This window comes from Xaviernesmea oryzae (assembly GCF_900109605.1).
Classification (GTDB): Bacteria; Pseudomonadota; Alphaproteobacteria; order Rhizobiales; family Rhizobiaceae; genus Xaviernesmea; species Xaviernesmea oryzae.
In genome coordinates, this window is sequence record NZ_FOAM01000012.1 from 1 (window position 1) to 26,800 (window position 26,800).

Here is a 26,800-nt window from a genome sequence, read left to right on the forward strand (position 1 = left end):
CCTGAGGGCGCTTTTCAGACGATACGGAATCAATCAGAAGACCGTCGCCGAATGGAAAAAGAGGACCTCCCAGTCGGACTTGCCGACTTGCCCGAAAGAGCCCCACTCGACGGTCCTTTCACCGGAGGAGGAGGCCGTCATTGTCGCGTTTCGCAGGCATACAGTGTTGCCACTCGATAATTGCCTCTATGCGCTCCAACCGACCATCCCCCATCTGACACGTTCGTCACTGCATCGATGCCTTCAGCGCCACGGTATTTCTCGGCTGGCGGATGTCGGAGGCGACAAAGAGCCGAAGAAGAAGTTCAAGAGCTATCCGATTCGGCTATCTCCACATCGACATTGCCGAGGTGCATACGGCGCAAGGCAGGCTTTATCTCTTCGTAGCCATCGACCGAACGTCCAAATTCGCCTTTGTCCAACTTGTTGAGAAGACAACCCGACGCATTGCCGGGAACTTCCTCCGGGCGTTGGTGCTGGCCGTTCCCTATAAAATCCAAACCGTACTGACTGACAACGGAACTCACTTCACAGATCCAACCGGTGATGGCTGGACCCCGGAAGATATAAAGATCATGCGCCGGGATAACATGCCATTTCGCTGTCATTCATTTGAACTGGTCTGAGCTGATCTCGACATCGAGCACCGCCTGACCAAACCTCGCCACCCATGGACGAATGGTCAGGTTGAGCGGATGAACCGCACCATCAAGGATGCGACGGTAAAACGCTTCCACTACGACGACCACGATCAACTGCGCAGGCACTTGAGCGACTTTGTCGACGCCTACAATTTCGGCCGCCGGCTGAAGACACTTAGAGGCCTTATACCTTATGTACACATCTGCAAACTCTGGACTTCGGAGCCAGAAAGGTTCAGCCTCAATCCGCTCCATCAATTCCCGGGACTAAACAGCTAGCACATCGTGCCGGGGACGGGACAGTCGGGACGGATGGGGTGTTTTAGCTGTGCCTCCTCCCGACCGCTCGGGAAGATGACCACCGGATCGCCTGTGGTAGGTTGGGCCTCGGAGCGCCGTCCGGAGGCAACCCCCTCATCCGCCTGCCGGCACCTTTGTAACTTCCCAAATGCTGCGTTCGACGCTGTAATGGCGGTTGCGGTGGCGGATGGAAGACCGATGCACCTTTGAGACACCAAGCCCGTGGGAGAGCCTGGATCTCCTTCCGCCGTTCCATCGAACCCGAACAGTCGCCAGAGCCGCTTGCGAGAGCAAAGCCCGCTTAGGCAAGGATGGGATCAGATGGAAACGGTCGTTGGTATCGATGTGTCGAAGAACCGGCTCGACGTTGCGATCATGCCCGCATGGCGATGCTTTTGCCGTCGGCAATGACGATGCCGGCATTGACGCGTTGATCGGGCGGCTGAAGGCGGTCGGTGCCGACGCGGTGGCGCTTGCGGCGACCGGCGGTTTCGAGACGCAGGCGGTGGCCGGGCTATCGTCGGCGGGATTGACTGTGCTTGTCGTCAATCCGGCACAGGTGCGCGCCTATACCAATGCCATTGGCCGCAGGGCCAAGACCGATCCGATCGATGCGACCGTCATCGCTGCCTTCGTGTTGGCGAACAAGCCCGAAATCCGGCCGTTGCGTGATGCCGAGACACAGGCTCTTTCAGACCTCGTTGCCCGCAGGCACCAGATCGTGCAGATGATCGTGGCCGAAGAAAACCGGTTGCGCATGATGCTGGCCAAGCAGGCGCAGAAAAGCATCAAGCGCTTGCGGACGGCCCTGCGGCGCGAGCTCGAAAGCCTTGATGCCGATCTCGACGGTCACATCCGTGAGTCGCCGATATGGCAGGTGCGCGAGACGCTGCTCGTCTCGGTTCCTGCCGTCGGGTCGACCACGGCTCGTACCCTTCTGGCCGAACTGCCTGAACTGGGCAGCCTTGACCGAAGCCAGATCGCTTCGCTGGCGGGGCTTGCGCCGTGGACGCGGCAATCGGGCACGTGGAAGGGCAAGAGCTTCATCGGCGGCGGCAGGGGGAAGGTGCGTGCCGTGCTGTTTATGGCAGCCTTGGTCGCCAGCCGATACAATCCCGCCCTGACAACCTTCCGCGATCGCCTCGTCGCACAAGGCAAGCCAAAGATCGTCGCGGTCGTCGCGACCATGCGAAAGCTTCTCACCATCCTCGACGCCATCCTCAGGGACAACAAGCCGTGGCAAAACGCTTGACAGAGAAGACAATCGCTCTCCCCGAGGGGAGAAGAGGCCAGGGCGCTTGCACCAAGCGTTATGCCGACGTTGAGACAACGGATGTCACTTCGTTTGTCCCGCGTGCGTGACGATGAGGGGCCGCGAGGCATGTCTCTTCTCCCCATCGCGGAGAAGATGCCAGCAGACAGATGATGGAACTGCCAAGCCGCAAAACCTTTGCGTGATGGACCATCGCATCGAAATCGCCTCCCATCTTTCGATCCGATGCTCAAAATCGTCAGCTGACTGAGACAGCAGATAAGAGTGCGTGCAGGAGGCTAACAGGAGCTGAGGTCCTTAGTCCCCATCCGCCGCCTCCTTCCAGACGTGGCGAGCCCGGCTACGCCGTGCGGGCGGCTGGTAGTGGCGGGCGAGCGCCAGGAGCGCGGCGCGCAACAAAAGCTTGGCTGAGCGTGCCGGCCATTGCCGCTCGCGCTCCACCGTTTCCAGTCCCTTTTCGAAGCAGCAGACATCCAGCGCCACGCCGGAAAGTTCCGGTCCGATGGCGTCCAGCGCGGCTTCCACCCGCAGGCGCGCGGACAGGGCGCTATCGCTGAGTTCGGCCATGCCGGGTGCCGTGCCTTTGGCGGAGCCGCCGAGATGCGGCTCATAGCGCATGGTCAGCCGTGGCTGCAGGCCGCCACGGGTGAAATCGGCATGAAGCCGCGCTCCCGCTTCGCATGCCTCGGGCGACAGGAACGCCCCACCGCCCTTCTCCTTCAGTCGGGTGAGCCCGCCGAGCGGCGACTCGGCCCGGTTGACCGTCACACGCGTCAAGGCGCCGTCGATCATGAGATCCGCCGTTTCGCGGGCGCCATGCTGGGCGGAGAAAGCCTCATGGGGTGCGGCGAGCAGCCGGCGCAAATGCGCCGCCGCCTCCGGCCGAAGGCTAAAGAGCTTGCCCTTTCGGCTGAGGATGCCGTGCGAGACCGCCCGGCTCAGCAAGCGAGCATCGACCATTAGCCTTGCGCCATCTCCGCGCAGGAGACTGGACCCCTCGTCCGTGCCGATCTCCAGGGTGAAGCCTCCGCCGCCGGCGAGGAAGTGCAGCAGCTCTGCCCAGACCGCTTGCCCGGCAGGCATGCCCGGCACACTAGCCGCAGCGGGGCGTTTTCCTCTCCCGCGCTCAGGCATGGGCCGGCTCGACAGGGGAGAGGGCCAAGGGCGCCTGCGGAAAAATCGCCTGGATCACCCGTTCGAGACGGGTGACGAAAGCATCATAGGCCGGCTCGTCGCGCAGATCCTCCACCACGCGGCAGGCGTGGCCGGCCGTGGTGCGATCCCTGCCATAGGCGATGCCGATCTCCGTCAGCGACATTTGCAGGATCACGTGGCAGAGATACATGCCGATCTGCCTGACGTGGCAGCGCAAGCGCCGGCGGCTGCGCCGGAGCGCGACCCGCTCGGCCGCCAGTTCGGACATTTCCTCCACGAGTGTCTGAACGATCCTGCAGCGGGTGACGATCGCCACTCCGACGGCCCCGTCGCCCTGGGCGCCCGCCGGCGGACGCCGAGCAAGCTCCGGGTCCGCCGGCGCCGGCACATAGGCCTTCCGTGACAAGCGCGCACTGCCCTGCCCAGCACCGTCCATGGCTCCATGCTGCGGCAAAAAGGCGGGGGACAGGGTTTCCAGTGGATGATGCAACATGGCGGCCTCCTTCGATTTAGGATTATGTTCCTATGCATAGATGAAGAGTCGGAACAAATCCAGAACATTTCTACGCCTTTTGCGATTCCTTTCAAGCGCCTCGGAAGGAGCTTTACCCGTGCAGGATGATGACAAGGCGCGATGTCAAGGGACGGGATGGAGGGGACGGGATGGTAGGGGAGCACCGAGATCGTAGGCGCATGCAATGGATGCGCGAGCGGAACGGACCAGGGGTCGTTGACTCCGTCCAAATCGCCGATCACGAGGCCCGGCAGCGCAACAGCCGGCGCATGACAGCGAGGCGATGGCCAGAAATCGGCAAAAAGCCGATGGGCCAAGCCATGACACGCGGATCGAGACAGAGGAATGAGCGGGAGAACGGCTGCGGGCGATCCGAGGCGTCGCATGAGGCACCAAGACGGTGCGAAGCGGAAAGCCGAGCGGCAATGGCAGGAGGCAAAAGCGCCTTGCTGCATAGACACCAGACCGGCCCGGCAGCGCCGGCCCGGTGGTCAAATCATGCGCGCCGACGGTCGGCGCGCTGCTTCCATCAGCCGCGCTTGCGACGCTGGCCGAGGCCCATTTCCTTGGCCAGACGCGAGCGCGCTTCGGCATAGGCGGGAGCGACCATCGGGTAATCGACGGCCAGATCCCATTTTTCGCGATATTCTTCCGGAGAGAGGCTATGATGCGTCATCAGGTGGCGCTTCAGGGACTTGAAGGTGCCGCCGCATTCCAGGCAGGTGATCTGATCATCCTGAACCGACTTGCGCACCGACACGGCCGGCTTCGGCTTTTCCGCCACGGCCGGAGCGGGGACAGGCGCGCCGGTGCCGCTCAGCGCGGCATGCACGTCGTTGATCAGGCTCGACAGCTCAGTGACGGGGACATTGTGATTGCTGACATAAGCCGAAACGATTTCAGCCGTCAGTTCAGCCAGAAGCTCCCGGCCTGGGCCGGTCGTCACATCACTCATCATGGTCTCCTTCAGTTTGTTCGTCTTCCGGCGCGCGGCGCCGTTGAAAAATAGTCGCTCCGCTGGCGGCGCGTTTGGTTTATGCATGAACATGCCGGCGGGTTACCGGAATGTCTTCAAAGACTGGCAGTGGAGCACCGGTCGTAAAGCGAGCCGGCGACAGGGAATCTGACGGAGAAGCGCTGCCGGGAAGCAGGCTCCTGGACCGTGCGGCGCAATAACCGACGCAACCTATCCGAACATGCGCGTTATCTTATCAGCACGCAATTAACAAGATATTCAATAGATCTGTCCGCGCTCATCTTCCTATCGACACAGAATGCGGTGCAAGCCGTCTTTCGAAACCACCCTTGTCTTGATAGACCACAGCCTGAACAAAACCGGCATTGAACTTCCAAGACATGAGCTGCTGCTCGATTAACACCGTATTAGAAAAAGGCCAATGCTAAATTCGCGTCATCGCGCAAATATTGCCGGCAAATTCGATTTCGATATGTAGCAAATCATTTGAAACAACCCTCGGTAACGGCTTCGCGACAAAGATCGAAGGTTCATCCTGTTCTATTTTGGCTGCTTTGTGGCAGAAGCTTGGCTTTGACTTCAGCGCCTGTCATAAATCGTTCGGCGAGAAGATCCGGCCGCATCGACGCACTTAGCCCAGGCACGAAACGAACACGAAATACACGCAAAACGTGCTTCTTTTTGCACGAGCCGCCTTGCCATCGACAGGCGGGCGCGCTTTGGGAAACGCTGGATATCGTCCTCAGCTGTCCGAACGAAGCAGCGGCCGGCGCGCCGGCGCCAAGAGAGTCTAAGCAAAAGCGTTCGCTTTGCCAGCAGAGATCCGCTGTCTGGGCGCTTTTTTGAGGTAAAGCGAGCGGCATGCGGCGAAGCACCGTGATATGACACGGCATTCCCTCGCGCTCACCTTGCCAAACGCTTAAGCATAGCCACGCGGAGGATCTGATCGAAACGATTTAAACGATCACGCTGGCTTGAGTGGGTTTCATGCGAGAAAGCGCTCGGCGCGGGCTTGCGGTTCGGGACTGCGGCAACCGGTCGTGGTGCGCGATCAAGACCACCAGGACGCCCCTCACAAGACGGCGTCCTCATCTTTCCGGCGACAACGGTTGGCGACCCGATGGCCTGAGCGACCGCGTCACGCTGCTCAGATCCGACGCTGCAGCCTCGCCTTGTGCGCCGGCTTTGCTGCGCTACATCCCGCCTTTCTCGTCCCTCGCCGTGAAAGCGCACCTCCCATGAAGCCCACCATCATCTGCCTGATGATCACCTCGCCCGATGGCAGCCTGCATCCTAGCCGCTGGACGGCGAGCCCGGATGGCAGCCGGTCCGACTGGTCGAAGCTCTATGAAGCGCTGCATGCCGAGCTTGCGGGCGAGGCCTGGATGGTCGGGCGCACCACCATGGCGGAAATTTCCAAGGCCGGGCCGCATCCAGTCGACGGCCCGCACAGCGTGGAGCGGCCGGCCTATTTCGCCGACCGCGCGGCAAAAAGCTTCGCCATTGCCATAGACGGTTCCGGCAAGCTGCATTTCGAAGGGGCATCGCTTTATGGCGATCATGTCGTTGTGCTGCTTGGCCGTGATGTGCCCGACAGTCATCTCGCGGAGCTGGCTGCCGATGGTGTTTCCTATCTCGTCAGCGAAAGCGCGGAGATGGATGTGGGTGCCATGCTGGAAATGCTGAACCGTGAGCTCGGCATCAAGCGCATCCTGCTCGAAGGCGGCGCCGGCACCAATGGCGCGCTGATCGCCGCCGGTCTGGTGGACGAATTGAGCTTCGTCGTCGCCCCGGCGCTTGAAGCGCGCAAGGCGAGCGATCGCGTCGTCGAATTCGGCACCGAGGGCCTGGCCGGCAAGGCCGAGCTGTCATTGATCGGCTGCGATCGGCTGGAGCACGGCGCGGTCCACCTGCGCTACAAGGTGCTGAAACCTGCGTGAGAGGGTTCGCAGGGTTCGCTTGCCGCTCTGTTGAGGGATGATGCCGTATTGCCAGAAGTCAATTCTGGAAGATAGCCCTTCGGCATCGTCCGTCGGGCATCGCCTCGAGGCGCGGCACCGCGCTCTCCAGGCCGGGCGAGGCCTGTTGGATGGCTGTCGCGCAGTCATCGGGCAATTCGCCCGATCGCGGAAGGTTGGAATTTTTTTCTCACGCCACATCGTTGGGCGACGGCTGGCGAACTTGTGCCTGCGCGCTAGTTCAGCGAGCATCACGCTCTCCAAAAACCCGGCCGCCTGCCGGATCAGCTTCGCCATACCGCCACCCGAAAGGTCCTGCCTTATGAAAAAGACGCTTCTTTCCGCCTTTGCCGCGGTTCTTCTCGCTGCCCTCCCGGCAAAGGCCGATGTGGTCGTCTCCTCCAAGATCGACACGGAAGGCGGGGTTCTCGGCAATATCATTCTGCAGGTGCTGAAGGCCAAGAACATCGCCGTCACCGACAAGCTGCAGCTGGGCGCGACGCCGATCGTGCGCGAGGCGCTGATCCAGGGCCAGATCGATATCTATCCGGAATATACCGGCAACGCCGCCTTCTTCTTCAACCAGGCGGATGCGCCGGACTGGCGGGATGCCAAGGCCGCCTATGCCAAGGCCAAGGAGCTGGATTATGCGGCCAACAAGCTCGTCTGGCTGAAGCCGGCTTCGGCCAACAACACCTGGGCCATCGCCATCAAGCAGGATATCGCCTCGGCCAACAAGCTGAAGACACTCTCCGATTTCGGCAAATATATTGCCGATGGTGGCAAGGTGAAGCTGGCCGCCTCTTCCGAATTCGTCACCTCGCCGGCCGCCCTGCCCGCGTTTCAGAAAGCCTATGGCTTCACCTTGAAGCCGGATCAGCTGATCACGCTGTCGGGCGGGGATACGGCCGCCACCATCGCCGCCGCCGCGCAGGGCACCTCCGGCGCCGATGCCGCCATGGTCTATGGCACGGATGGCGCCATCGGCCAGGCCGGCCTCGTGGTTCTGGAAGACGACAAGGGTGTGCAGCCGGTCTACCAGCCCGCGCCTGTGATCCGCGAGGCGATCTTGAAGGAACATCCTGAGATTGCCGATCTGCTGGCGCCCGTTTTCGACAAGCTCGACCTGGCCACCCTGCAGGACCTCAATGGCCGCGTGCAGATCGGCGGCGAGCCCGCCGCGACCGTCGCCAAGGACTTCCTGTCCAAGAACGGCTTTGCGAAGTAAGCGCCCTCAAGCGCATCGATCGGTTCGGCCCTGGAGACACGCGCTCCGGGGCCGAACTTTCTTTCCCTCTCCGTCAGTGCAGACCATGATCATGCATGCACCACACGCAATAGCGAGATGGCCGCAACGGGCTGGCGCAGGCGTATCCGGCATGTCGTCGCGTCACCATGGCCCCGGCTGCAGCACCCATCACGGCGCGTCTGCATCTCGCTTGGGGAGCAGGCACGTATGAGCACCGGCCTCGATGCGCCGCGCCCGATGCGCTTGCCGATCGATACCTTGGGCGCGACGCTCGCCGTTCTCGCTTTGGCGGCGCTCTCTCTTCAGCCGCTGATGCTGCTGCGGCCAAACCGGATCGCCGCCGCGCAGGCTTTGCCCTTCTGGAATGCCTTGCCCAGTGGCCTGGAACTGGCGTTCGGTTCGATCATGACGCTGGCCGCGCTTCTCCTCGTCACCCGCGTTGGTGCTAAGGCAAGGCTTGCAGCCGGTGTTGCCGGGCTGATCGCCCTGGGCATCGCCATTGGCCTGTCTGCCGCGCATCTTGCGCCGCCGGGCAATGCCTATGCGCGGGTCTCGCCAGCCGCCGGCGCCTGGGTACTTCTCTTCGCCTTCGCGCTGGCGCTGGCGGATGCGCTGGTGCGCATGCGGCTTTCGCCGCTTGGGCGGATCGCAGCCTTGATCGTGGCCATCCTCGTTCTTGCCGGCTTTTTCGCCTCGGGCCTCTGGCGCGATCTTTCGGTGCTGCGGGAATATGCCAGCCGGTCCGATGCCTTCTCGCGCGAGCTGCGCGTGCATGCCGCCCTCTCCGTCTTCTCGCTCCTCGCAGCCGTCGTCATCGGCTTGCCGCTGGCCATCGCGATGCGGCGAATCGCGCCCTTGCGCCGCGTGCTTCTCCCGGCGCTGAACGTCCTTCAGACCGTGCCGTCCATGGCGCTGTTCGGCCTTTTGATCGCGCCGCTCGCCTGGGTGGCCGCGCAGGTGCCCGGGGCAAGCGCGCTGGGCATTGCCGGCATCGGCGTCGCCCCGGCCTTCCTGGCGCTGCTGGCCTATTCGCTGCTGCCGATCGTCGCCTCCACCATCACCGGTTTCGAAGCCGTGCCGGCGGAAACGCGCGAGGCGGCCGATGCCATGGGCATGACGGCGCGCCAGAAGCTCGTCCAGGTGGAGCTGCCGCTGGCCCTGCCGGTGATCCTGACGGGCGTGCGCATCGTGCTTGTCCAGAATATCGGCCTCTCGGTCATCGCCGGCCTCGTCGGCGGCGGCGGCCTCGGGGTTTTCGTCTTCCAGGGCATCAGCCAGACGGCGATCGATCTCGTGCTGCTCGGCGCGCTGCCAACGGTCGCCATGTCTTTTGCCGCCGCCGTCCTTCTCGATGCGCTGATCGACCTCACCCGCCACCAACCGCGCGGCAAGGCCCGCGCCTCGGCCCTGACATCGGAGGCCCCATGATCGAAATCGAGAATGTCAGCCGTCTCTATGGCGAGGTCGCTGCCGTATCGCATGTCTCGCTGGATGTCGGCCAAAGCGAAATCGCGGTGATCGTCGGCACGTCCGGCTCCGGCAAGACCACGCTTTTGCGCATGGTCAACCGCCTGGTTGAGCCGTCGTCCGGAACGATCCGCATTAATGGCCGCGACATTCGCGACCAGCCGGCCCCGGCGCTGCGCCGGGGCATCGGCTATGCGCTGCAGGGCCACGGCCTGTTTCCGCACCGCACGGTGGCCGAGAATATCGCGACCGTGCCGGCGCTTCTCGGCTGGCCGCAGACGCGGATCCGCGCTCGGGTGGACGAGCTGCTGTCGCTCTTCCACCTCGATCCCGCACTGTTTCGCGACCGCATGCCCTACGAGCTCTCCGGCGGCCAGAGCCAGCGTGTCGGCGTGGCCCGGGCGCTGGCGGCAGAGCCTCCCGTGCTTTTGATGGACGAACCCTTCGGGGCGCTCGATCCGATCATCCGCGAAAAGGCGCAGGACGATCTCGCCGCCATCCAGAAGCGCTATGGCACGACGGTCATGCTGGTGACCCATGATATGGACGAGGCGCTGCGGCTTGGCACGCGCATCGGCGTGATGGATGGCGGACGCCTGGTGCAATATGACCGGCCGCAGGCCATCATCGCCGAACCGGCCACGGATTTCGTGCGCAGCCTGCTCGGCGCCGGGGAGCGGGCCCTGCGGCTGCTGTCGCTGACCACGATCGAAGACATTCTGGAACCCGGTGACGCGCCGGGCGAGCCGGTGGCTGCCGCACTGTCGCTGCGGGCCGCGCTGTCGGAAAGCCTTTGGTCGCGCCGCGCCGCGCTGCCGGTGGAAAAAGACGGGCGCATCATCGGCCGCATCACCCGCACCGCGCTGGAAGCGCGGGCGGCAGGGCCGCTGTGATGCGGCTGCGGATCATCATGCTGGGGCTCGTCGTACTGCTCGGGGTGTTTCTCGCGCAGCCGCTTGCCTTTTCCGGCCTGTTTGCGCCGCTGACACGCAATGGCGCCGCGCCGATCTACACGCAGACGCCGCTTTTGACTTTGACGCTCCACCACCTAGCGCTGGTGGCGGCCTCGACGCTGGCGGCAACGCTGGTGTCCATTGGCCTTGCGATCGCCACCACCCGGGCGTCCGGCCTCGCCTTCCTGCCGCTGGCGCGCGCCATCGCCAATATCGGCCAGACCTTTCCGCCCGTGGCCGTGCTGGCGCTCGCCGTGCCGATCTTCGGCTTCGGCTCGGGACCGACGCTGATCGCCCTGTTTCTCTATGGCCTGCTGCCGATCTTCGAAACCGCGCTGACAGGGCTGACGGAGATTGCGCCCGAGACACGCAGCGCCGCCACCGCGTCCGGCATGACGGCATGGCAGAGGCTGGTGAAGGTGGAGCTGCCGCTGGCCTGGCCGGTCATTCTCTCCGGCATCCGCCTTTCGGCGGTCATCGCGCTGTCCACCGCCACCATCGGTTCGACGGTGGCTGCCGCCACGCTGGGCGAAGTGATCATCTCCGGCCTGCTGACCGGCAACACCGCCTTTGTGCTGCAAGGGGCGATGGTGGTCGCCATTCTCGCGATCCTGATCAATGAGGGCTTTCTGGCCATCGAGGCGCATGCCGCGCGCCGCGCCGGACGTCCTCCGGGCTGAGATCGGCGCGCACGGAGCGCAGGCAGCGTTCAAGCCGGGCCTTTGTCCGCCGCTTGACGCTCCCTATATGGACGGCAGAAAGCCAGGCGGGACGCAAGACGCCGTAGATGGACGCGGCGACAGAGCAAAACGCCGCGCATCGCCGGCGCAAGTCGCCGGTGCCGCGCGGCAGCTCGTATGACATGCTTTTGCCGCTCTCGATGGCAAACATCACGCCGGCTTTTCCGACATGTGCCTTTTGCGGCACCCGCAACATGACCAGGGAGAAGAATCATGAACACATCGACGCCCCAAACGACCGGGACCACGACCGGTTTGAAGGTTCACAAGAGCGATGAGGAATGGCGCGCCCAGCTGACGCCGGAGCAATATCGGATCACCCGGCAGCACGGCACGGAACGGGCCTTTTCGAGCCCGGATTTCGATTCGAGCAAGCCGGGCACCTATCATTGCATCTGCTGCGGCAAGACGCTTTACGATGCCAAGGCCAAGTTCAATTCCGGCACGGGCTGGCCGAGCTTCACCCAGCCGATCGAGCCCGACGCGATCACCGCACATCGCGACATGTCCTACGGCATGGTGCGCACGGAGATCCGTTGCGCCGATTGCGACGCCCATCTCGGCCATGTCTTCCCCGATGGCCCTGCGCCGACGGGCCTGCGCTACTGCATGAACGGCGTGGCGCTGAGTTTTGAGCCAGCCTGAGGCGCGCTGAGCGTCACAAGGCTGCGGATTATCCGCAGGTTTCGGCGGGAGCGCGATACTCCCGCCGGGCTTTTGTCATTGCCTGACATCCTCCCTTTCAGCTCCGCTCCCCCATCCGATGTAACGGCGCTTTGTGCCACGCGACGGTGCCGCCCTGTGCGTAATCGCGCGTGCCCCGGTCTGGCATTACCGGCAAGTGAAGAATTACCAAATCGTAATTTGCCGGCGAAGGCTGCGCGCCTAAGTTCATGGCGTGAAGCTGCATCAGGCATGGCTTCGAAACGGGAAAGTTTATGAGCGCTGCCCCTGGAAACCCCGTCGTGCCCGCATATCGGAGCGTTCTGTGATGACCCCGCATGAGGCGATGCAAGCGAGACCGACGCAAGAGCCTGCACACCTGCAAAGGCCGGCCGATGCCATGCCGCGCTTCGATGCAGCGCCGGGCGCGCCCGGGGGCGCGGCGCGGTGGACGTCGAGCGCCAAGAATGGGGTTGGAACGGCGCTCTCCGAGGCATCGCCGGTCTGGTTCACTTTGAGCCACGGCATTCTCAACGAGATCTATTATCCGCGCGTCGACAGCGCCTGCACGCGCGATCTCGGCTTCGTCGTCACCGGGCCGGATGGCTATTTCTCCGAGGAAAAGCGCGATTGCACCTCGCTCACCCGTCCGCTTTCCGCCGGCGTCCCCGCTTTTTCGATCGTCAATACGGCGCGCGACGGCGCTTACCGGGTGGAGAAGCAGGTGATCACCGATCCCGCCCGCGCCTGCGTTCTGCAGCAGGTCTCGCTGACCGCGCTGACGCGCGATTTGGCAGAGCTACGGGTTACGGTGCTGCTGGCGCCGCATCTCGTCAATGCCGGCGATCTGAACTCGGCCTGGATCGGCGAATATCGGGGCCGGACGGTTCTTTTTGCCACCGGGCGCTCGCGCTACCTCGCCCTGGTCTGCGATCTGCCCTGGCGTGCCGCCAGCGCCGGCTTTGTCGGCACTGCCGATGGCTGGCAGCAGTTGCGCGCGCATGGACGGATCGTCGATCAATATTTCCGCGCCGACGACGGCAATGTGGCCCTGGCCGGCGAGATCGATTTCAGCGCCACCTGCCAGAAGGCAACGCTGGCTCTCGGCTTCGGCCAGACGGAGAACGAGGCGGCCGCCGCCGCCATGGCCAGCCTGGACGATGGCTTCGAACGGGCGCGGACCAGCTATATCGCCAATTGGAACCACTGGCAGAGTGGCCTCAAGCCGCTCGACCGGGGCCTGCGAGACGGCATCGACGCCTATCGCGTGTCCACTGCCGTGCTGGCAGCCCACCGCGCCGTGGACCGGCCCGGCGCGGTCGTGGCCAGCCTGTCGATCCCCTGGGGCTTTTCCAAGGGGGATGACGATCTTGGCGGCTATCATCTGGTCTGGCCGCGCGATCTCGTGGAAACGGCGGGAGGCTTTCTGGCGGCGGGCGATGCGGGGGAGGCTTTGGCGATCCTCGACTATCTGCGCGAGGTGCAGGCGCCATCCGGCCGATGGCCGCAAAACCTCTGGCTGGATGGCAAGCCCTATTGGCCGGGCGTGCAGATGGACGAGAGCGCCTTCCCCATCCTGCTGGCCGATATGCTGCGCCGGCATGGGCATCTGGATGCCGAGGCGCAGGCGCGCTTTGCCGCGATGATCCGCCGCGCAGCCGGCTACATTCTGCAAAACGGCCCCGCCACGGAAGAAGACCGCTGGGAAGAGGATGCCGGCTACAGCCCCTTCACGCTTGCCGTGGAGATTGCCGCCCTGCTCGCTGCCGCCGATCTCCTGGAGATCGAGGGCGATGGCGCAGCGGCGCGGCACCTGCGCGAAACGGCCGACTGCTGGAACGAGCAGATTGAAAGCTGGACGTTTTTCGGCGACAAGGCCTTCTGCGACGCGCTTGGTATCACCGGCCATTATGTGCGCATCGCCGCGCCCGGGGCGAGCGATGCGGCGAACCCCCTGGGCACCACGCCGATCCGTAACCAGACGCCCGAACGCGCGCTGCTGCCGACAGGCACAGTCATCAGCCCCGATGCCTTGGCACTGGTGCGCTTCGGCCTGCGCGCGCCGGACGACCCTCATATTCTCGCGACCATCAAGGCCATCGACCATAGCCTGAAAGTCGATCTGCCGCAGGGCCCGGTCTGGTATCGCTATACCGGCGACGGCTATGGCGAGCATGCCGATGGCCGGCCCTTCGACGGCACGGGCCAAGGGCGGGCATGGCCGCTTCTGACAGGCGAGCGCGCCCATTACGAACTCGCGGCCGGTCGAGCCGAGGTGGCGCAAGCGCTTTTGTCGACCTTGGAGCAATCGGCGGGCGCAGGCGGCCTGCTGCCCGAACAGGTCTGGGACAGCGCGGATATTCCGGAAGCCGAACTCTTCCTTGGCCGCCCCTCGGGCAGTGCCATGCCGCTCGTCTGGGCGCATTCCGAGCATATCAAGCTCCTGCGCTCACTGGCCGATGGTGCGGTTTTCGACACGCCGCCACAGGGCGTCGAGCGCTATATCCGCACGAAAACAGCGTCGTCGCTGCGCATCTGGCGGTTCAACAATCTGATCGCCAGCATGCCGGTCGGCAAGGCGCTGCGACTTGAGCTGGCGGCACCGGCCCGCGTGCACTGGAGCAGGGACGGCTGGGCGACGGCGGCCGACATCGAAACCATGGCCTCCGGCCTCGGCACCTATTTCGCCGACTTGCCGGTGCAGGACGTTGCAGCCGGCACGACGGTCGTCTTCACATTCTTCTGGCCGGAGTCCGGCCAGTGGGAAAACTGGAATTTCGCTGTCGACCTCACGGGCTGATACAACCACTGCCCTCAGCGCGGGCGGTGCAGCCGCGAGCGGCGAGGAAAACAGCCGGGCCCGGAACGGCCAGATTGCCGGCGTCCGGTGCACAATATTCGAAGGAGCGGGTGACGATGACGACAAGGCAGAAATCCGACGTGCTCGTGGTGTTCGGCGCCACGGGCGATCTGGCGCATAAGATGATCTTTCCGTCGCTCTATGCGATGATGAAACGCGGCACGCTCGATACGCCCATTATCGGCGTCGCATTCGATGCCTGGTCGCGCGAGCAGCTGGTGGCCCGGGCGCGGGATGCGGTGGCAACCCATGTCGATGCCATCGACGAGGCGGTGTTCGACAAGCTCGCCGCCCGGCTGAGTTATGTCTCCGGCGACTATCGCAACCCGGAAACCTTCGCGCAGCTGCGCACGGCGCTCGGACAGCATCAGCATCCGCTCTACTATCTCGCCATTCCGCCATCCCTGTTCGAAACCGTGGTGACCGGCCTGAGCACGGCCGGCATCGCGGCAACGGCACGGTTGATGGTGGAAAAGCCCTTTGGCCATGACCTCGCCTCCGCCAAGGCGCTCAATGCGGCCCTGCATGCGGTGTTCGAGGAAGAGGCGATTTTCCGCATCGACCACTTCCTCGGCAAGGAAGCGATCCAGAACCTGCTCTATTTCCGCTTTGCCAATTCCTTCCTGGAGCCGGTCTGGAACCGTGACCACGTGGAGAGCGTGCAGATCACCATGGCCGAGGATTTCGGCATCAAGGGGCGCGGCAAGTTCTATGACGAGGTCGGCTGCATCCGCGACGTCATCCAGAACCATCTGGTCAACGTGCTCTTGCTTCTGGCCATGGAGCCGCCGGCCTCCAGCGCGTCGGACGATCTCGTCGATGAGAAGGTTCAGATCCTGAAAGCCATGCCGCCGCTGACCCATGCCGATGTCGTGCGCGGCCAGTTCGATGGCTATCTCGATGAGCCGGGCGTGGCGCCGGGCTCCAGCCGCGAGACCTTTGCCGCCGCGCGCTTCCGCGTCCAGACCTGGCGCTGGAACAGTGTGCCCTTCTTCATCCGCGCCGGCAAGAACCTTCCCGCGCATGCGACCGAGGTGGTGGTGCGCTTCAAGCAGCCGCCGGTCGCTTTGTTCGACAATGGGGCGCAAACGCCGTCCAACTATGTACGCTTTCGCCTGGGGCCGGATATCGCCATCGGCATCGGCGCCCGACGCAAGCTGGCCGGCGACGGCATGCAGGGCGAGGCGGTGGAACTGGCGGCCGTCGATGACGGCGTCGGCGACATGGCGCCCTATGAACGGCTGATCGGCGACGCCATGGCCGGCGAGCGCCAGCTCTTCACCCGTCAGGATGCGGCGGAGCTGGCCTGGAAGATCATCGAACCGATCCTGGACAACCCCGCCAAACCGGGCTCCTACCAGCCAGGCAGCTGGGGACCCGCCGAGATGGCCGATTTCGCGCCGCCCGGCGGCTGGGTCGATCCGGCGTGAACGAGGATCGACCGCACCATGAGCCGAACAACAAAGCATAAAGGCGCCGCTGCGATCACCATCGGATCGGCTGGCGCCAAGGGGAAGACCGGCATGACGGACGATCAGGCCAAAGGCGCCAACCCGACCGTTCTGGCGATCGATATCGGCGGCAGCCATGTGAAGATCCGCTCCAGCGCCGGCGGCGCGGAAAAGAAGGTCGAGAGCGGTAAGACGATGACCGGTCCTGCCATGGTCGCGGCCGTCAAGACCATGGCGGCTGGCTTACGCTATGATGTGATCACCATGGGCTATCCCGGTCCCGTGGTGCACAGCAAGCCCTTGCGCGAACCGGTCAATCTTGGCGAAGGCTGGGTCGGCTTCGATTATGCCGGGGCCTTCGGCTGCCCCGTGCGCATCGTCAACGATGCGCTGATGCAGGCGGTGGGCTCCTATCGCGGCGGGCGCATGCTGTTTCTCGGCCTGGGAACCGGGCTTGGTGCGGCGATGATCATCGAAAACGTGGCGCAGCCCATGGAGCTCGCCCACCTGCCCTTCCGCAAGGGCAAGAGCTACGAGCACTATGTCAGCGAAGCCTATCGCGAAAAGAAGGGCAACCACACCTGGCGCAAGCGGGTCTTCGATGTGGTCGAGCGCCTGACGGCGGCCCTTGAACCTGACTATGTGGTGCTCGGCGGCGGCAATGTCGACAAACTGAAGACCCTGCCGCACAGATGCCGCCGGGGCGACAACACGCTCGCCTTCGAAGGCGGCTTTCGCCTGTGGACCGACAAGAGCCTGATCGCCTGAAGCGCATCCCGGCCTGACGGTCTGCGCAGCATCGCACTCTCATCGCGCGAAAGCGCGATGCTGGTCAGCTGTTGCGTCGAAACGGTGTTCCGATCGTCTCCAGCAGCGGCGTGAGGGGCGAGGGCTCTTCCAGAGCCGGCTTGCCGACCAGCAGCTTCAGCTCACCGGGATGGATGCGCAGCGCCACGTCGCGCTCCAGCTTCAGCAATTCGCCATCGATAACGCAATTGCCCTTCACCCGCGGGAAATGCAGATCGACGGCCACGGCATCGGTGCCGCTGATCAGTGGGCTTTCGCGGAATTTGCCGCGCAGCACGTCGAAGGCGAGCTTGGCCACGCCGAGCGACTTCAAAGGCGGCGCCGTGTAAAAACCGAGATGGCCGCCGGTGATGTCGTCGGCATACATCAGCGTGTCATGCCCGAAATGGTTGTTGGAAACGGAAATGGCCGAAACCCGGCGCTTCTCCGTCCGGCCCGCCATCGTCACCTGCACCGAGAATTCCGGCGGATTGAGGATGACGCCAATGGCCGCGCGGGTGCTGGCCGAGATCTTGCCGAGGCGGGAGGCGAAGGAGAAGCGTTCGCGATAGCGCACCATGCGCGCATGCAGCCCGGCCGAATATTGATGGACGAAGGCGCGGCCATTGGCGCTGGCGATATCGCCCGAAATCACCTGCCCGTCCGCCAGCACATCCAGCACGCGCCAGATGTCGAGCGGCAGTTTCAGCGTGCGGGCGAAGAGGTTCATGGTGCCGGCGGGGATGACGCCGAGCGGCATGCCGTTTCTCCAGGCCAGCGCCGCTGCGCCGGAGATCGTGCCATCGCCACCGCCGGCGATCATCGCATCGAGATCGTCGCGCGCCGAGGTGCGGGCAAGCGCCGCCTCGATCTCGTCGCCGGCGACCACCGCAATATCGATCTCGTGCCCGGCCTCGCCGAAAATGCGCTCCATCTCCGCCCTGTAGCGGTCCATATCGGTGGTGCGGAACGTGCCGCCGCCGCGATTGAGAATGGCCTTGATCTTCATCCGTCGCCTCGCGCGTCCCTATCGCATCGCCGCTGCATATAAGTCGCTTGCGCGCGAAGTCATCGGCGTTCCATGCCGGTTGAACGAAAAAGACGAGACGGTGCATGCTGTTCCGCCGGGAACGCCGCCGCGGACCGGCCACTGCTACAAGAATGGCAAGGCTGCACGCTTCGGATGGACCGCAGCGGCAGGCCGAGGGACCGGAGAGGGCCGCTCATCGGCAGCGGGCCGGTCTCTTTGGAAACCCAAGGGGATAGCTATGACACAGGCATTTCACAGCATCATCGCATCGCGTGCTTTCGGCGTCGCCGCGCGCATCGTCCTGACCTTCATGTTCTGGGGCAGCGGCCTGTCGAAGCTGCTGGACTTTGAAGCCGCCAAGGCGGAAATGGCGTTTTTCGGCCTGCAGCCCGCCGCCCTCATCGCCGTTTTGGTGATCGTCACCCAGCTCGTCGGCGCGGGGCTCATCATCTCCGGCCGGCTGGTCTGGCTCGGCGCCGGCATGCTGGCGGTCTTCACCGCGCTGACCATTCCGATCGCGCATGCCTTCTGGACCATGGCCGGCGATCAGGCGCTGCATGAGTTCTATGTCGCGGTCGAGCATATCAGCATCATCGGCGCCCTGATGGTCGTGGCCTGGAAGACCGCCCCCGCGCCGTCGCTCGTACCAGCAGAAGCCAACAGGCGCTTTGCCTGAGCCTCAGGACCCTCCGCTGCCAAGGCCACGCGGCGGAGGGTTCTCAAGCGGCTATGCGGCCGGCCGGGCGCCTTGCGCCGCGCGTGGCGCAAGCACCAGACTCAGCAGCGTGCCGGCGGCGGCCGAGACCAGCACCATGAGATGGACATTGACCGCCGCCTGGCTCAGCGCTGTCAGAACGTCTGCCCCGTCGCCCGCGCCGAAGGCCAGCGCGCCGGCGACGATGCCGGCCGGATAGGTACCGACCCCACCCGGCGCATGGGCCGGCAAAACGGAGGAGAGCTCTCCGCCGAGCGCTCCGCCGAGCGGCGCGCTGAAGCCTGGCACGCCCAGGAGATGCAGGATCCAGGCGATGGTCACGACCTTCACCGTCCAGTTGAGCACCGTCATTGCCCAGGCCCGGAAGAACGGGCCCCAGGACGACGGCAGGCCGGAGAGCACCCCTTCCGCCAGGCGGGCGACCTTGCGGGGAAAGCGGCGGATGACAAAGGCGAACAGCGGCTTCTGGAAGGCAAAGCCGAGGATCGGCGCGGCGCAATAGGCACACCAGGCCAGCGCCGCCGGCCAGACGAGCGGCGCCTTGACCACGAGGCCGATCAGACCGACCGCCAGGAGCGCGTGCAGGTCCAGGACCCGCATCCACAGAAGCGAAGCGGCTGAGCGCGTCATCGGCATGGCGAACTCACTGCGCATCAGCACGAAGAAAGACGCCTCGCCGGCGCGAAACGGCAGGAGAATATTGGCGAGGTTGTGCACCTGCGTAACCCGGAACAGCCGCAGAAAGGCACCGGAGAGATCGGCGCGGAAATAATCATAGACCCGCAGGCAGCGCACGAGATGGGTGACGATCATCAGCCCCAGCGCCAGCGCCACCGGCCCCGGCCCGATCGCGCTCCAGGCCGAAAGGATGCGGCCCCAGCCCCACATCCATTCGATGAAGCCGCAATAGGCGACGACCGCCACGAGGCTGATAAGCGCCGCCGCATGACGGCGCAGGAAGTCGGCCATGTCTCGTCTCTTTCTCGAAGCCGCGGCACGCTCGGCGCCCACGGCCGCGCCAGGTCTCTCCGCAAGCCCTGGGCATCATCCCGCAGCTTGTGGCGATCATCAGGCCATGCAATAGGAAGCGCGCATCATTGACGACGGGATAAGGCATCGTGGACGTGACCGCAATCGCAAGACCAGGCGCCGAGCCGGTGGATCTCTCGCTGGTCGTGCCGCTGTTCAACGAGGAAGAAAGCGTCGGTCCTTTGATCGACCGGATCGTGGTGGGCATGGCAGCCTATGCCGGGCGCTGGAACCTGGTTCTCGTGGATGACGGCAGCACCGACGCAACCATCCTCAGGGCCCGCACCGCCATCGCCCGCCCCGATATCGAGGCCGTGATCGTCGAGCTCCAGCGCAATTTCGGCCAGACGGCCGCCATGCAGGCGGGCATCGATCAGGCCGATGGCCGGCTGATCGCCACGCTCGACGGAGACCTGCAGAACGACCCGGCCGACATTCCGCGCATGGCGGCCGAGCTGGAAGCCCGCGACCTCGACCTCCTCGTCGGCTGGCGCAAGAATCGCAAGGACGGCCTGTTCCTGCGCAAGGTGCCCTCCTGGTGCGCCAACAAGCTGATCGGCCGCATCACCGGCGTGAAACTGCATGATTATGGCTGCAGCCTGAAGCTCTACCGCAGCGCCGTCATCAAGCAGGTAAAGCTTTTGGGCGAGATGCACCGCTTCATCCCCGCCTGGGTCGCGGCCGTGGTGCCGAGCTCGCGCATCGGCGAAATGGCCGTCAACCATTCCGCCCGCGCCTATGGCACGTCGAAATACGGGATTTCGCGCACCTTCCGGGTGATCCTCGATCTGCTCTCGGTGCTGTTCTTCATGCGCTATCGCGCCCGACCCGGCCATTTCTTCGGCTCGCTCGGCCTGGGGATCGGCGCGATCAGCATGCTGATCCTGACCTTCCTCGCCGTTCAGAAGTTCATTTTCGGTCAAGATATTGGCACGCGTCCGCTTCTGATCATCGGCGTCATGCTGTTTCTCTCATCGGTGCAGCTGATCACCACGGGCATTCTCTCCGAGATGATCGCCCGCACCTATTTCCAGAACAAGGAGACCGGCAGCTACACCGTGCGCCAGGTCTTCCGGCAAGCGGATTGATGGCATGATGGCGCGTCTCATCGAGGCGCTGGAGCGCCGACCGGGGCGGATCGTCGCGCTGATCGGCGCCTATCTGCTTGTCAACATGGCCGTGCGCCTGGCGCTGCCGGCCTCGCTGGAAATGGACGAGGCGCAACAGGCGCTGCTGACCCAATGGCTTTCGGCCGGCTATGACAGCCAGCCGCCGCTCTATAATTGGGTGCAATATGGCGTCAGCCTTGTCGCCGGCCTGACTCTGTCATCCATCGCAGCGGTGAAAGCAGGCTTTCTGCTGAGCCTTTATGGCTTCTATTTCCTGCTGGCGCGCGAGAGCCTCAAAGACCGCGCGCTCACCCTTCTCACGCCGCTCGGGCTGTTGACCATCCCGCATATCGCCTGGGAATCGCAGCGCGATCTGACCCACTCCGTCGCGCTCAGCGCCGCCGCCGTGCTGTTTCTCTGGGCCTGCGTGCGGACGCTTGGACGGCCAAGCCTCGTCAGCTTCGTTCTGATCGGCGTTGCGACCGGGCTGGGCATGCTGTCGAAGTATAATTTCGTGCTGCTGCCCTTCTCCTTCGCGGTGGCGCTTCTCAGCCTCAAGGACCTGCGCGGGCGGCTGTTCGATCCCCGCATTCTGGTGTCGGCGGCCGTCGCACTGCTGGTCTTTCTGCCCCATGGGCTGTGGCTCTGGCAAAATGCCGGAATTGCCGCGCGGGAAACCCTGGGGAAGCTGGAGGATGACGGCGCGCCGGTCAGCATTCTGGCCGATCTGGCAGGCGGCGTCCTATCGCTCGGCGGCGCGGCGCTCGGCTTTTGCGCCTTGACCGTCGTGCTCTTCGCTTTGGTGCTCGGCCGGCGGGACCTTGTCCGCACCACGAAGGCCAGCGCGCCGCTGGCAAAACTGTTCGAGCGGATGATGCTGGTTTTCCTGCTCATCCTGTTGATGACGACGCTTATCACCGATGCGGACAGCTTCAAGGAGCGCTGGCTCTCGCCGGTCCTGATCGTCCTGCCGCTCTATCTCTGCCTGAAGGCGGAAGCGGCAGGCGTTAACGGGCGCCGCCTGCTCGCACGCTTCCTGCCGATCATCGGCGTCATCGTCGTGCTCGTGCCGGCCATCCTGTTCCTGCGCGTGAGCCTGGCCGGCTGGACCGGCAAATACAACAAGCAGAACGTTCCCTATCCGACGCTCTCGCGGATGCTGGCCGAGGCCGTTCCGCAGGCGCCGGACACGGTGATCATCGGCAGCGACCGGCAGCTAGCCGGCAATCTGCGCTTCAGTTTCCAGCGGGCCGACGTGATCACGCTGGATTACGAAGCCTTCGAGCAGGCCGCGCTCGATGATCCGAACCGGCCGTTGCTCTTCGTCTGGCGAGGCGACAAGCCGATGACCAAGTCGCTGAGGCAGGTGCTTGAAAGCCATCAGCACGACCGCCAGCCGACCACGCAGGCCGGCATCATCTCGCTCAACTATCTCTATGGCCGCCCGAGCGACCGGGTGACCTTCAGCTACCAGCTCTTCGCCCGGCCCTGAGACCGGGCGCGCCGACCGACGTCCTCAAAGAGCCGCGAAGCTTTCGGCCGGATGCGAGCCCTGAATGACGATCACCTGTCCGCCGACCTTGGCGCGCTCATAGAGATCGATCACGTCGTGATTGAGCATGCGCACGCAACCCGACGACATGGCCTGGCCGATCGACCAGGGCTGGTTGGTGCCGTGGATGCGGAACATCGTGTCGTTGCCGCCCCGGTAGAGGTACATGGCGCGCGCGCCGAGCGGATTGTTGAGCCCGCCGGGCACGCCCCGGGCATAGCGCAGGTTCTTGTGCGGATCGCGGCGGATCATGTTCGGCGTCGGCGTCCAAGAGGGCCATTCCGCCTTGCGGCCGATATAGGCATTGCCCGAGAGCGCATAGCCGGCACGGCCGACGCCGATGCCGTAGCGCATCGCTCTGCCATCACCAAGAACGTAGTAGAGCCGGCGCGCGCCCGTATCCACCACGATCGTACCAGCCTTGTAAGGCGCGGGATAGGCAACTTCCTGCCGTCGCAGCTCCGGCGCCAGCTTATCCAGCGGCATGGCCGGCAAGGGAAACTTCTCGTCTGCGATCGGGCCGTAATTCTGAGCGGAAGCCTGGATGAACGGGCTGGGCGTGGTCTGGCTGCAGCCGGCCAAAAGACCGGCTGCGCCGAGAAGAAATCCACGGCGGGAAAAGGACATGTCAGGGCCTCAAATCAGGTGATTCTATGGCCAGGAGCATGCGGAATTTATGGTTAACAAGGGGTAAAGGAGGGTGCGGGGCGCTTAGTCTTTGTTAACAGTCCAGGACGTCGCGGCTCTGTCAGAACCCGCAACGCCGATGCTCGAAAGCCCTCTTCCGCCCCTCACATATTCGGATAGACCGGCCCCTCGCCGCCCTGGGGCGGCACCCAGGTGATGTTGCCGTTCGGGTCCTTGATGTCGCAGGTCTTGCAGTGAACGCAGTTCTGCGCGTTGATGACGAAGGCGGGTTCGCCGTCCTTTTCCACCCATTCATAGACCCCGGCAGGACAGTAGCGCGCGGACGGGCCGGCATAGACATCGTGCTCGGAGCGCTTCTGCAGGTCCATGTCCTTCACCTTCAGATGAACCGGCTGGTCCTCCTCATGATTGGTGTTGGACAGGAAGACCGAGGAGAGCCGGTCGAAGGTCAGGACGCCATCGGGCTTGGGATAGGCGATCTTCTGGTGTTTGGCGGCCGGCTCCAGCGATTGCGCGTCGGTCTTGCCATGCTTCAGCGTCCCGAAAAAGGAGAAGCCGAAGAGCTGGTTGGTCCACATATCGAGCCCGCCCAGCGCCACGCCGGCGACCGTGCCGAAGCGCGACCAGAGCGGCTTGACGTTGCGCACGCGCTTGAGATCGGTGCCGATCGCGCCCTGGCGCCAGTCGCTTTCGAGTTCGACGATCTCGTCATGGGCGCGCCCCGCTGCAATCGCCGCCGCCACCCGGTCGGCGGTCAGGATGCCCGAAAGCACCGCATTGTGGCTGCCCTTGATGCGCGGCACATTGACGAAGCCGGCGGAGCAGCCGATCAGCGCGCCGCCGGGGAAGCTCACTTTCGGCACCGACTGCCAGCCGCCCTCGGTAATCGCGCGCGCGCCATAAGAGAGCCGCTTGCCGCCCTCGAACGTGGCGCGGATCGCCGGATGCGTCTTGAACCGCTGGAATTCTTCAAAGGGCGAGAGATAGGGGTTCTTGTAGTTCAGGTGGACGACGAAGCCGACGGCGACCAGATTGTCTTCCAGATGATAGAGGAACGAGCCGCCGCCGGTGGAAAGATCGAGCGGCCAGCCGAAGGAATGCTGCACGAGGCCCTGTTTGTGGTTCTCGGGCCTGATCTGCCAGAGCTCCTTGATGCCGATGCCGAATTTCTGGGGCTCACGATCCTTCTGCAGGTCGTAGCGGGCGATCAGCTGCTTGGCGAGCGAGCCGCGCACGCCCTCGCCGATCAGCATATATTTGCCGAGGAGCGCCATACCGCGCGCATAGTTCGGGCCAGGCTCGCCATTCTTCTCGATGCCCATATCGCCGGTGGCAACGCCGATGACGGCGCCGGCCTCGTCATAGAGCACCTCGGCCGCGGCAAAGCCCGGATAGATTTCCACGCCCAGCGCCTCGGCCTTCTCCGCCAGCCAGCGACAGACGAGGCCGAGCGAGACGATGAAATTGCCGTGGTTGCTCATCAGCTTCGGCATCAGCGCATTGGGCAGGCGCACCGAGCCGGCCGGGCCGAGCACGAGGAAATGATCGTCGGTCACCTCAGTCTTGAAGGGGTGGCCCTCTTCTTCCCGCCAGCCGGGCAGCAGCTTGTCGATGCCGGAGGGATCGACTACCGCGCCGGAGAGAATATGCGCGCCGACCTCCGCGCCCTTTTCGAGCACGACCACGGAAAGATCCGGATTGACCTGCTTCAGGCGGATGGCCGCCGACAGCCCGGCCGGCCCGGCCCCGACGATCACGACGTCGAACTCCATCGACTCGCGTTCGGGCAGATCCATGTCGCTCATTCTTTCTCGCTCCGCTCGGGCTTGATCCTTCAAAAGCGGCATCGTTCCGAAACGGCGCGATACGCTTCAAATCCTCGATCCGGGCCTGTCATCGTGGCGACGGCACGGCATTTTTCTCATGCACCGCCTGAGACGGCGGAGAGGTTGCGGCTGTTGACCGTCAACCTCAGGAAATTCAAGTCTTCCTTGTCAAAACATGGCCGGCTTGTCGAGCCAAGTTGCGACAGGCTCTGGCTCATTCCTCCCATGCTGGGGCAAGACGCTATATGACGTTTACGTTCACGTCAAATATCGGGTCGTATTTGTCTTCTGCCGGCGGGGCTTCGGCTTCGAAAGACGATGCATGCCGCAAGGGCCGATTGCGCCTTGCCATCCGTCCCGGGCTATGGCACTAGGCCGCCCCTCGCAGTCCATATCAGAGACCCGCCTTTTCGAGCGGCTCCATCGCATCCGAAGCGTCCCTTCACGCATTTTCTTCGTTTCACACATCCATTTTCGTCAGGAGAAGTCTATGGCACGCGCGCTCGGGCTCGATTTCGGCACGACCAACACCGTTCTCGCCCTTACAGATCCCGCCAGCGGGGCCAATGCCACCCGCTCGGTGAATTTCACCAGCAGCGCCGGCACGGCCGACAGCATGCGTACCGCGCTCTCCTTCATGAAGGAAGCCGGCCTTGGCGCGCAGGCGCTGAAGGTGGAGGCGGGACAGGCGGCGATCGCCATGTTCATCGAAAATCCCGGCGAATGCCGCTTTCTGCAGTCGATCAAGACCTTCGCGGCCAGCGCCGCCTTTCAGGCCACCCAGGTCTTTGCCCGCCGCCAGAGCTTCGAGGATCTGATGGAGATCTTCCTGCGGCGGCTGAAAGCCTATGCCGGCGACGGCTGGCCGGGCGATCTCTCCAGTGTCGTCGTCGGCCGCCCGGTGCAGTTTGCCGGCTCCAATCCCGATGAGGACCTGGCTTTGAAGCGCTATCAAGCCGCGCTGGAACGCTCCGGCTTTCCCGATATCCATTATGTCTATGAGCCGGTCGCGGCCGCCTATTACTTCGCCCAGTCGTTGACGCAGGATGCCAATGTTCTGGTCGCGGATTTCGGCGGCGGCACGACGGACTATTCGCTGATCCGGTTCGAGCGTCAGGCCGGCCGTCTCAGCGCCACACCCGTCGGTCATTCCGGTGTCGGTGTCGCCGGCGATCATTTCGATTTCCGCCTGATCGACAATCTGGTCTCGCCCGTCATCGGCAAGGGCAGCCATTTCAAGAGCTTCGACAAGATCCTGGAAATCCCCGGCGGCTATTACGCCAATTTCGGCCGCTGGAACCAGCTGTCGATCTTCAAGACGACGCGCGAATTTGCCGATCTCCAGTCGCTGGTGCGCTCGGCCACCGAGCCGGAGAAACTCGAACTCTTCGTCGATCTGATCGAGCATGACGAAGGCTATCCGCTCTATCAGGCTGTGTCGGCCACCAAGATGGCGCTGTCAGCTGCGGACGAGGCCGAATTCAACTTTGCGCCTCTGGGAGCGGCCGGCCGAAAGACGGTGCGCCGTGCCGATTTCGAACGCTGGATCGCCCCCGATCTCGCCCGCATCGAGGCGGCGTTGGACGAGGTGCTGGACAAGACCAACACGAAGGCCACCGAGGTTGACAAGGTGTTCCTCACCGGTGGCACGTCCTTCGTGCCCGCTGTGCGGCGGCTGTTCACCGACCGGTTCCCGGCCGATCGCGTCGAAAGCGGCGGCGAGCTTCTGTCCATCGCCCATGGCCTGGCCCTGATCGGCGACAGCGGCGAGGCCGCGCGCTGGGCGGCCTGAGACAGTCGAGACCATCGCACCGATCGCGATTTTCGGTCTGATGTTCGAAAACCTGTCCGAAGCCGCCATCTTCGCCGTTCGACCTGGCTCGACCGTCGCGCAAGACGCCGCTG

General features: G+C 64.1%; 20 protein-coding genes and 2 pseudogenes. 15 read left to right on the forward strand and 7 right to left on the reverse strand.

Annotated features, from left to right (window positions below; translation table 11 throughout):
• The first annotated feature begins 1 nt into the window (after position 1).
• Positions 2–920: pseudogene (locus BMX61_RS15370) on the forward strand (IS481 family transposase).
• A 342-nt stretch (positions 921–1,262) separates the two neighbouring features.
• A pseudogene (locus BMX61_RS15375) lies at positions 1,263–2,193 on the forward strand (IS110 family RNA-guided transposase).
• 318 nt (positions 2,194–2,511) lie between these two features.
• Here the strand turns inward: BMX61_RS15375 and BMX61_RS15380 are convergent.
• The 3 genes from BMX61_RS15380 to BMX61_RS15390 all read right to left on the reverse strand — a co-directional run bounded on the left by BMX61_RS15380 (position 2,512) and on the right by BMX61_RS15390 (position 4,838).
• Positions 2,512–3,297 (reverse strand): DUF6456 domain-containing protein, encoded by a 786-nt coding sequence (locus BMX61_RS15380; protein WP_075626201.1) that lies wholly within the window; start codon positions 3,295–3,297, stop codon positions 2,512–2,514.
• Positions 3,298–3,340: 43 nt separating this feature from the next.
• A complete protein-coding gene (locus BMX61_RS25090) occupies positions 3,341–3,862 on the reverse strand; it encodes a helix-turn-helix domain-containing protein (RefSeq protein WP_234794703.1) in 522 nt (173 codons plus the stop codon).
• Between the two features lie 550 nt (positions 3,863–4,412).
• Positions 4,413–4,838 carry a Ros/MucR family transcriptional regulator gene (locus BMX61_RS15390; protein ID WP_075626223.1) on the reverse strand — a complete coding sequence of 142 codons (426 nt, stop codon included), beginning with the start codon at positions 4,836–4,838 and terminating at the stop codon, positions 4,413–4,415.
• A 1,259-nt stretch (positions 4,839–6,097) separates the two neighbouring features.
• Here BMX61_RS15390 and BMX61_RS15395 point away from each other — a divergent pair.
• The 9 genes from BMX61_RS15395 (at position 6,098) to BMX61_RS15435 (ending at position 16,968) form a co-directional block, all read left to right on the forward strand.
• On the forward strand, positions 6,098–6,799 hold the full coding sequence (locus tag BMX61_RS15395; RefSeq protein ID WP_075626200.1) for a RibD family protein: 702 nt from the start codon (positions 6,098–6,100) through the stop codon (positions 6,797–6,799).
• Between the two features lie 340 nt (positions 6,800–7,139).
• A complete protein-coding gene (osmF, locus tag BMX61_RS15400) occupies positions 7,140–8,045 on the forward strand; it encodes a glycine betaine ABC transporter substrate-binding protein OsmF (protein ID WP_075626199.1) in 906 nt (301 codons plus the stop codon).
• Between the two features lie 228 nt (positions 8,046–8,273).
• Positions 8,274–9,494, forward strand: coding sequence for an ABC transporter permease (locus BMX61_RS15405; RefSeq protein ID WP_234794704.1), 1,221 nt, complete (start codon positions 8,274–8,276; stop codon positions 9,492–9,494).
• On the forward strand, positions 9,491–10,426 hold the full coding sequence (locus BMX61_RS15410) for an ABC transporter ATP-binding protein (protein WP_075626198.1): 936 nt from the start codon (positions 9,491–9,493) through the stop codon (positions 10,424–10,426). The genes BMX61_RS15405 and BMX61_RS15410 overlap by 4 nt, the downstream gene beginning before the upstream one ends.
• Positions 10,426–11,166: an ABC transporter permease gene (locus tag BMX61_RS15415; RefSeq protein ID WP_075626197.1), complete on the forward strand. Its 741-nt coding sequence runs from the start codon at positions 10,426–10,428 to the stop codon at positions 11,164–11,166. Before BMX61_RS15410 ends, BMX61_RS15415 begins: the two co-directional genes overlap by 1 nt.
• A gap of 273 nt (positions 11,167–11,439) precedes the next feature.
• Positions 11,440–11,871 (forward strand): peptide-methionine (R)-S-oxide reductase MsrB, encoded by a 432-nt coding sequence (msrB, locus tag BMX61_RS15420; protein WP_075626196.1) that lies wholly within the window; start codon positions 11,440–11,442, stop codon positions 11,869–11,871.
• A gap of 418 nt (positions 11,872–12,289) precedes the next feature.
• Positions 12,290–14,689 (forward strand): glucan 1,4-alpha-glucosidase, encoded by a 2,400-nt coding sequence (locus tag BMX61_RS15425; protein ID WP_075626195.1) that lies wholly within the window; start codon positions 12,290–12,292, stop codon positions 14,687–14,689.
• A 116-nt stretch (positions 14,690–14,805) separates the two neighbouring features.
• Entirely contained in the window at positions 14,806–16,179 is a 1,374-nt protein-coding gene (gene zwf, locus BMX61_RS15430; RefSeq protein ID WP_075626194.1) for a glucose-6-phosphate dehydrogenase, read from the forward strand.
• A gap of 93 nt (positions 16,180–16,272) precedes the next feature.
• Positions 16,273–16,968, forward strand: coding sequence for an ROK family protein (locus BMX61_RS15435; RefSeq protein ID WP_075626221.1), 696 nt, complete (start codon positions 16,273–16,275; stop codon positions 16,966–16,968).
• Positions 16,969–17,032: 64 nt separating this feature from the next.
• Here the strand turns inward: BMX61_RS15435 and BMX61_RS15440 are convergent, their stop codons facing one another.
• Complete coding sequence (locus BMX61_RS15440) at positions 17,033–17,995, reverse strand: diacylglycerol/lipid kinase family protein (RefSeq protein ID WP_083639280.1); 963 nt, start codon at positions 17,993–17,995, stop codon at positions 17,033–17,035.
• Between the two features lie 259 nt (positions 17,996–18,254).
• Here BMX61_RS15440 and BMX61_RS15445 point away from each other — a divergent pair, with 259 nt between their 5' ends.
• Positions 18,255–18,692 (forward strand): DoxX family protein, encoded by a 438-nt coding sequence (locus tag BMX61_RS15445; protein ID WP_075626193.1) that lies wholly within the window; start codon positions 18,255–18,257, stop codon positions 18,690–18,692.
• 51 nt (positions 18,693–18,743) lie between these two features.
• Here BMX61_RS15445 and BMX61_RS15450 read toward each other — a convergent pair whose 3' ends face one another.
• Positions 18,744–19,700 carry a lysylphosphatidylglycerol synthase transmembrane domain-containing protein gene (locus BMX61_RS15450; RefSeq protein WP_075626192.1) on the reverse strand — a complete coding sequence of 319 codons (957 nt, stop codon included), beginning with the start codon at positions 19,698–19,700 and terminating at the stop codon, positions 18,744–18,746.
• 149 nt (positions 19,701–19,849) lie between these two features.
• Here BMX61_RS15450 and BMX61_RS15455 point away from each other — a divergent pair, with 149 nt between their 5' ends.
• Together BMX61_RS15455 and BMX61_RS15460 are read left to right on the forward strand one after the other, a co-directional pair.
• Positions 19,850–20,848 (forward strand): glycosyltransferase family 2 protein, encoded by a 999-nt coding sequence (locus BMX61_RS15455; RefSeq protein WP_234794705.1) that lies wholly within the window; start codon positions 19,850–19,852, stop codon positions 20,846–20,848.
• Positions 20,849–20,852: 4 nt separating this feature from the next.
• On the forward strand, positions 20,853–22,361 hold the full coding sequence (locus BMX61_RS15460) for a glycosyltransferase family 39 protein (RefSeq protein WP_083639279.1): 1,509 nt from the start codon (positions 20,853–20,855) through the stop codon (positions 22,359–22,361).
• A 24-nt stretch (positions 22,362–22,385) separates the two neighbouring features.
• Here the strand turns inward: BMX61_RS15460 and BMX61_RS15465 are convergent, their stop codons facing one another.
• Together BMX61_RS15465 and BMX61_RS15470 are read right to left on the reverse strand one after the other, a co-directional pair.
• On the reverse strand, positions 22,386–23,048 hold the full coding sequence (locus tag BMX61_RS15465) for a L,D-transpeptidase (protein WP_075626190.1): 663 nt from the start codon (positions 23,046–23,048) through the stop codon (positions 22,386–22,388).
• Between the two features lie 164 nt (positions 23,049–23,212).
• Complete coding sequence (locus tag BMX61_RS15470) at positions 23,213–24,874, reverse strand: electron transfer flavoprotein-ubiquinone oxidoreductase (protein ID WP_075626189.1); 1,662 nt, start codon at positions 24,872–24,874, stop codon at positions 23,213–23,215.
• Between the two features lie 511 nt (positions 24,875–25,385).
• On the opposite strand from BMX61_RS15470, the gene BMX61_RS15475 reads away from it, so the two are divergent.
• Positions 25,386–26,687: an Hsp70 family protein gene (locus tag BMX61_RS15475; protein WP_075626188.1), complete on the forward strand. Its 1,302-nt coding sequence runs from the start codon at positions 25,386–25,388 to the stop codon at positions 26,685–26,687.
• The last annotated feature ends 113 nt before the right edge of the window (positions 26,688–26,800 follow it).

Bases quoted from the DNA above. Each gene is read 5' to 3' on its own strand.
- BMX61_RS15380 (WP_075626201.1), bottom strand. From the start codon at position 3,297: ATGCCTGCCGGGCAAGCGGTCTGGGCAGAGCTGCTGCACTTCCTCGCC.
- BMX61_RS25090 (WP_234794703.1), bottom strand. From the start codon at position 3,862: ATGTTGCATCATCCACTGGAAACCCTGTCCCCCGCCTTTTTGCCGCAG.
- BMX61_RS15390 (WP_075626223.1), bottom strand. From the start codon at position 4,838: ATGAGTGATGTGACGACCGGCCCAGGCCGGGAGCTTCTGGCTGAACTG.
- BMX61_RS15395 (WP_075626200.1), top strand. From the start codon at position 6,098: ATGAAGCCCACCATCATCTGCCTGATGATCACCTCGCCCGATGGCAGC.
- osmF (WP_075626199.1), top strand. From the start codon at position 7,140: ATGAAAAAGACGCTTCTTTCCGCCTTTGCCGCGGTTCTTCTCGCTGCC.
- BMX61_RS15405 (WP_234794704.1), top strand. From the start codon at position 8,274: ATGAGCACCGGCCTCGATGCGCCGCGCCCGATGCGCTTGCCGATCGAT.
- BMX61_RS15410 (WP_075626198.1), top strand. From the start codon at position 9,491: ATGATCGAAATCGAGAATGTCAGCCGTCTCTATGGCGAGGTCGCTGCC.
- BMX61_RS15415 (WP_075626197.1), top strand. From the start codon at position 10,426: ATGCGGCTGCGGATCATCATGCTGGGGCTCGTCGTACTGCTCGGGGTG.
- msrB (WP_075626196.1), top strand. From the start codon at position 11,440: ATGAACACATCGACGCCCCAAACGACCGGGACCACGACCGGTTTGAAG.
- BMX61_RS15425 (WP_075626195.1), top strand. From the start codon at position 12,290: ATGCCGCGCTTCGATGCAGCGCCGGGCGCGCCCGGGGGCGCGGCGCGG.
- zwf (WP_075626194.1), top strand. From the start codon at position 14,806: ATGACGACAAGGCAGAAATCCGACGTGCTCGTGGTGTTCGGCGCCACG.
- BMX61_RS15435 (WP_075626221.1), top strand. From the start codon at position 16,273: ATGACGGACGATCAGGCCAAAGGCGCCAACCCGACCGTTCTGGCGATC.
- BMX61_RS15440 (WP_083639280.1), bottom strand. From the start codon at position 17,995: ATGAAGATCAAGGCCATTCTCAATCGCGGCGGCGGCACGTTCCGCACC.
- BMX61_RS15445 (WP_075626193.1), top strand. From the start codon at position 18,255: ATGACACAGGCATTTCACAGCATCATCGCATCGCGTGCTTTCGGCGTC.
- BMX61_RS15450 (WP_075626192.1), bottom strand. From the start codon at position 19,700: ATGGCCGACTTCCTGCGCCGTCATGCGGCGGCGCTTATCAGCCTCGTG.
- BMX61_RS15460 (WP_083639279.1), top strand. From the start codon at position 20,853: ATGATGGCGCGTCTCATCGAGGCGCTGGAGCGCCGACCGGGGCGGATC.
- BMX61_RS15465 (WP_075626190.1), bottom strand. From the start codon at position 23,048: ATGTCCTTTTCCCGCCGTGGATTTCTTCTCGGCGCAGCCGGTCTTTTG.
- BMX61_RS15470 (WP_075626189.1), bottom strand. From the start codon at position 24,874: ATGAGCGACATGGATCTGCCCGAACGCGAGTCGATGGAGTTCGACGTC.
- BMX61_RS15475 (WP_075626188.1), top strand. From the start codon at position 25,386: ATGGCACGCGCGCTCGGGCTCGATTTCGGCACGACCAACACCGTTCTC.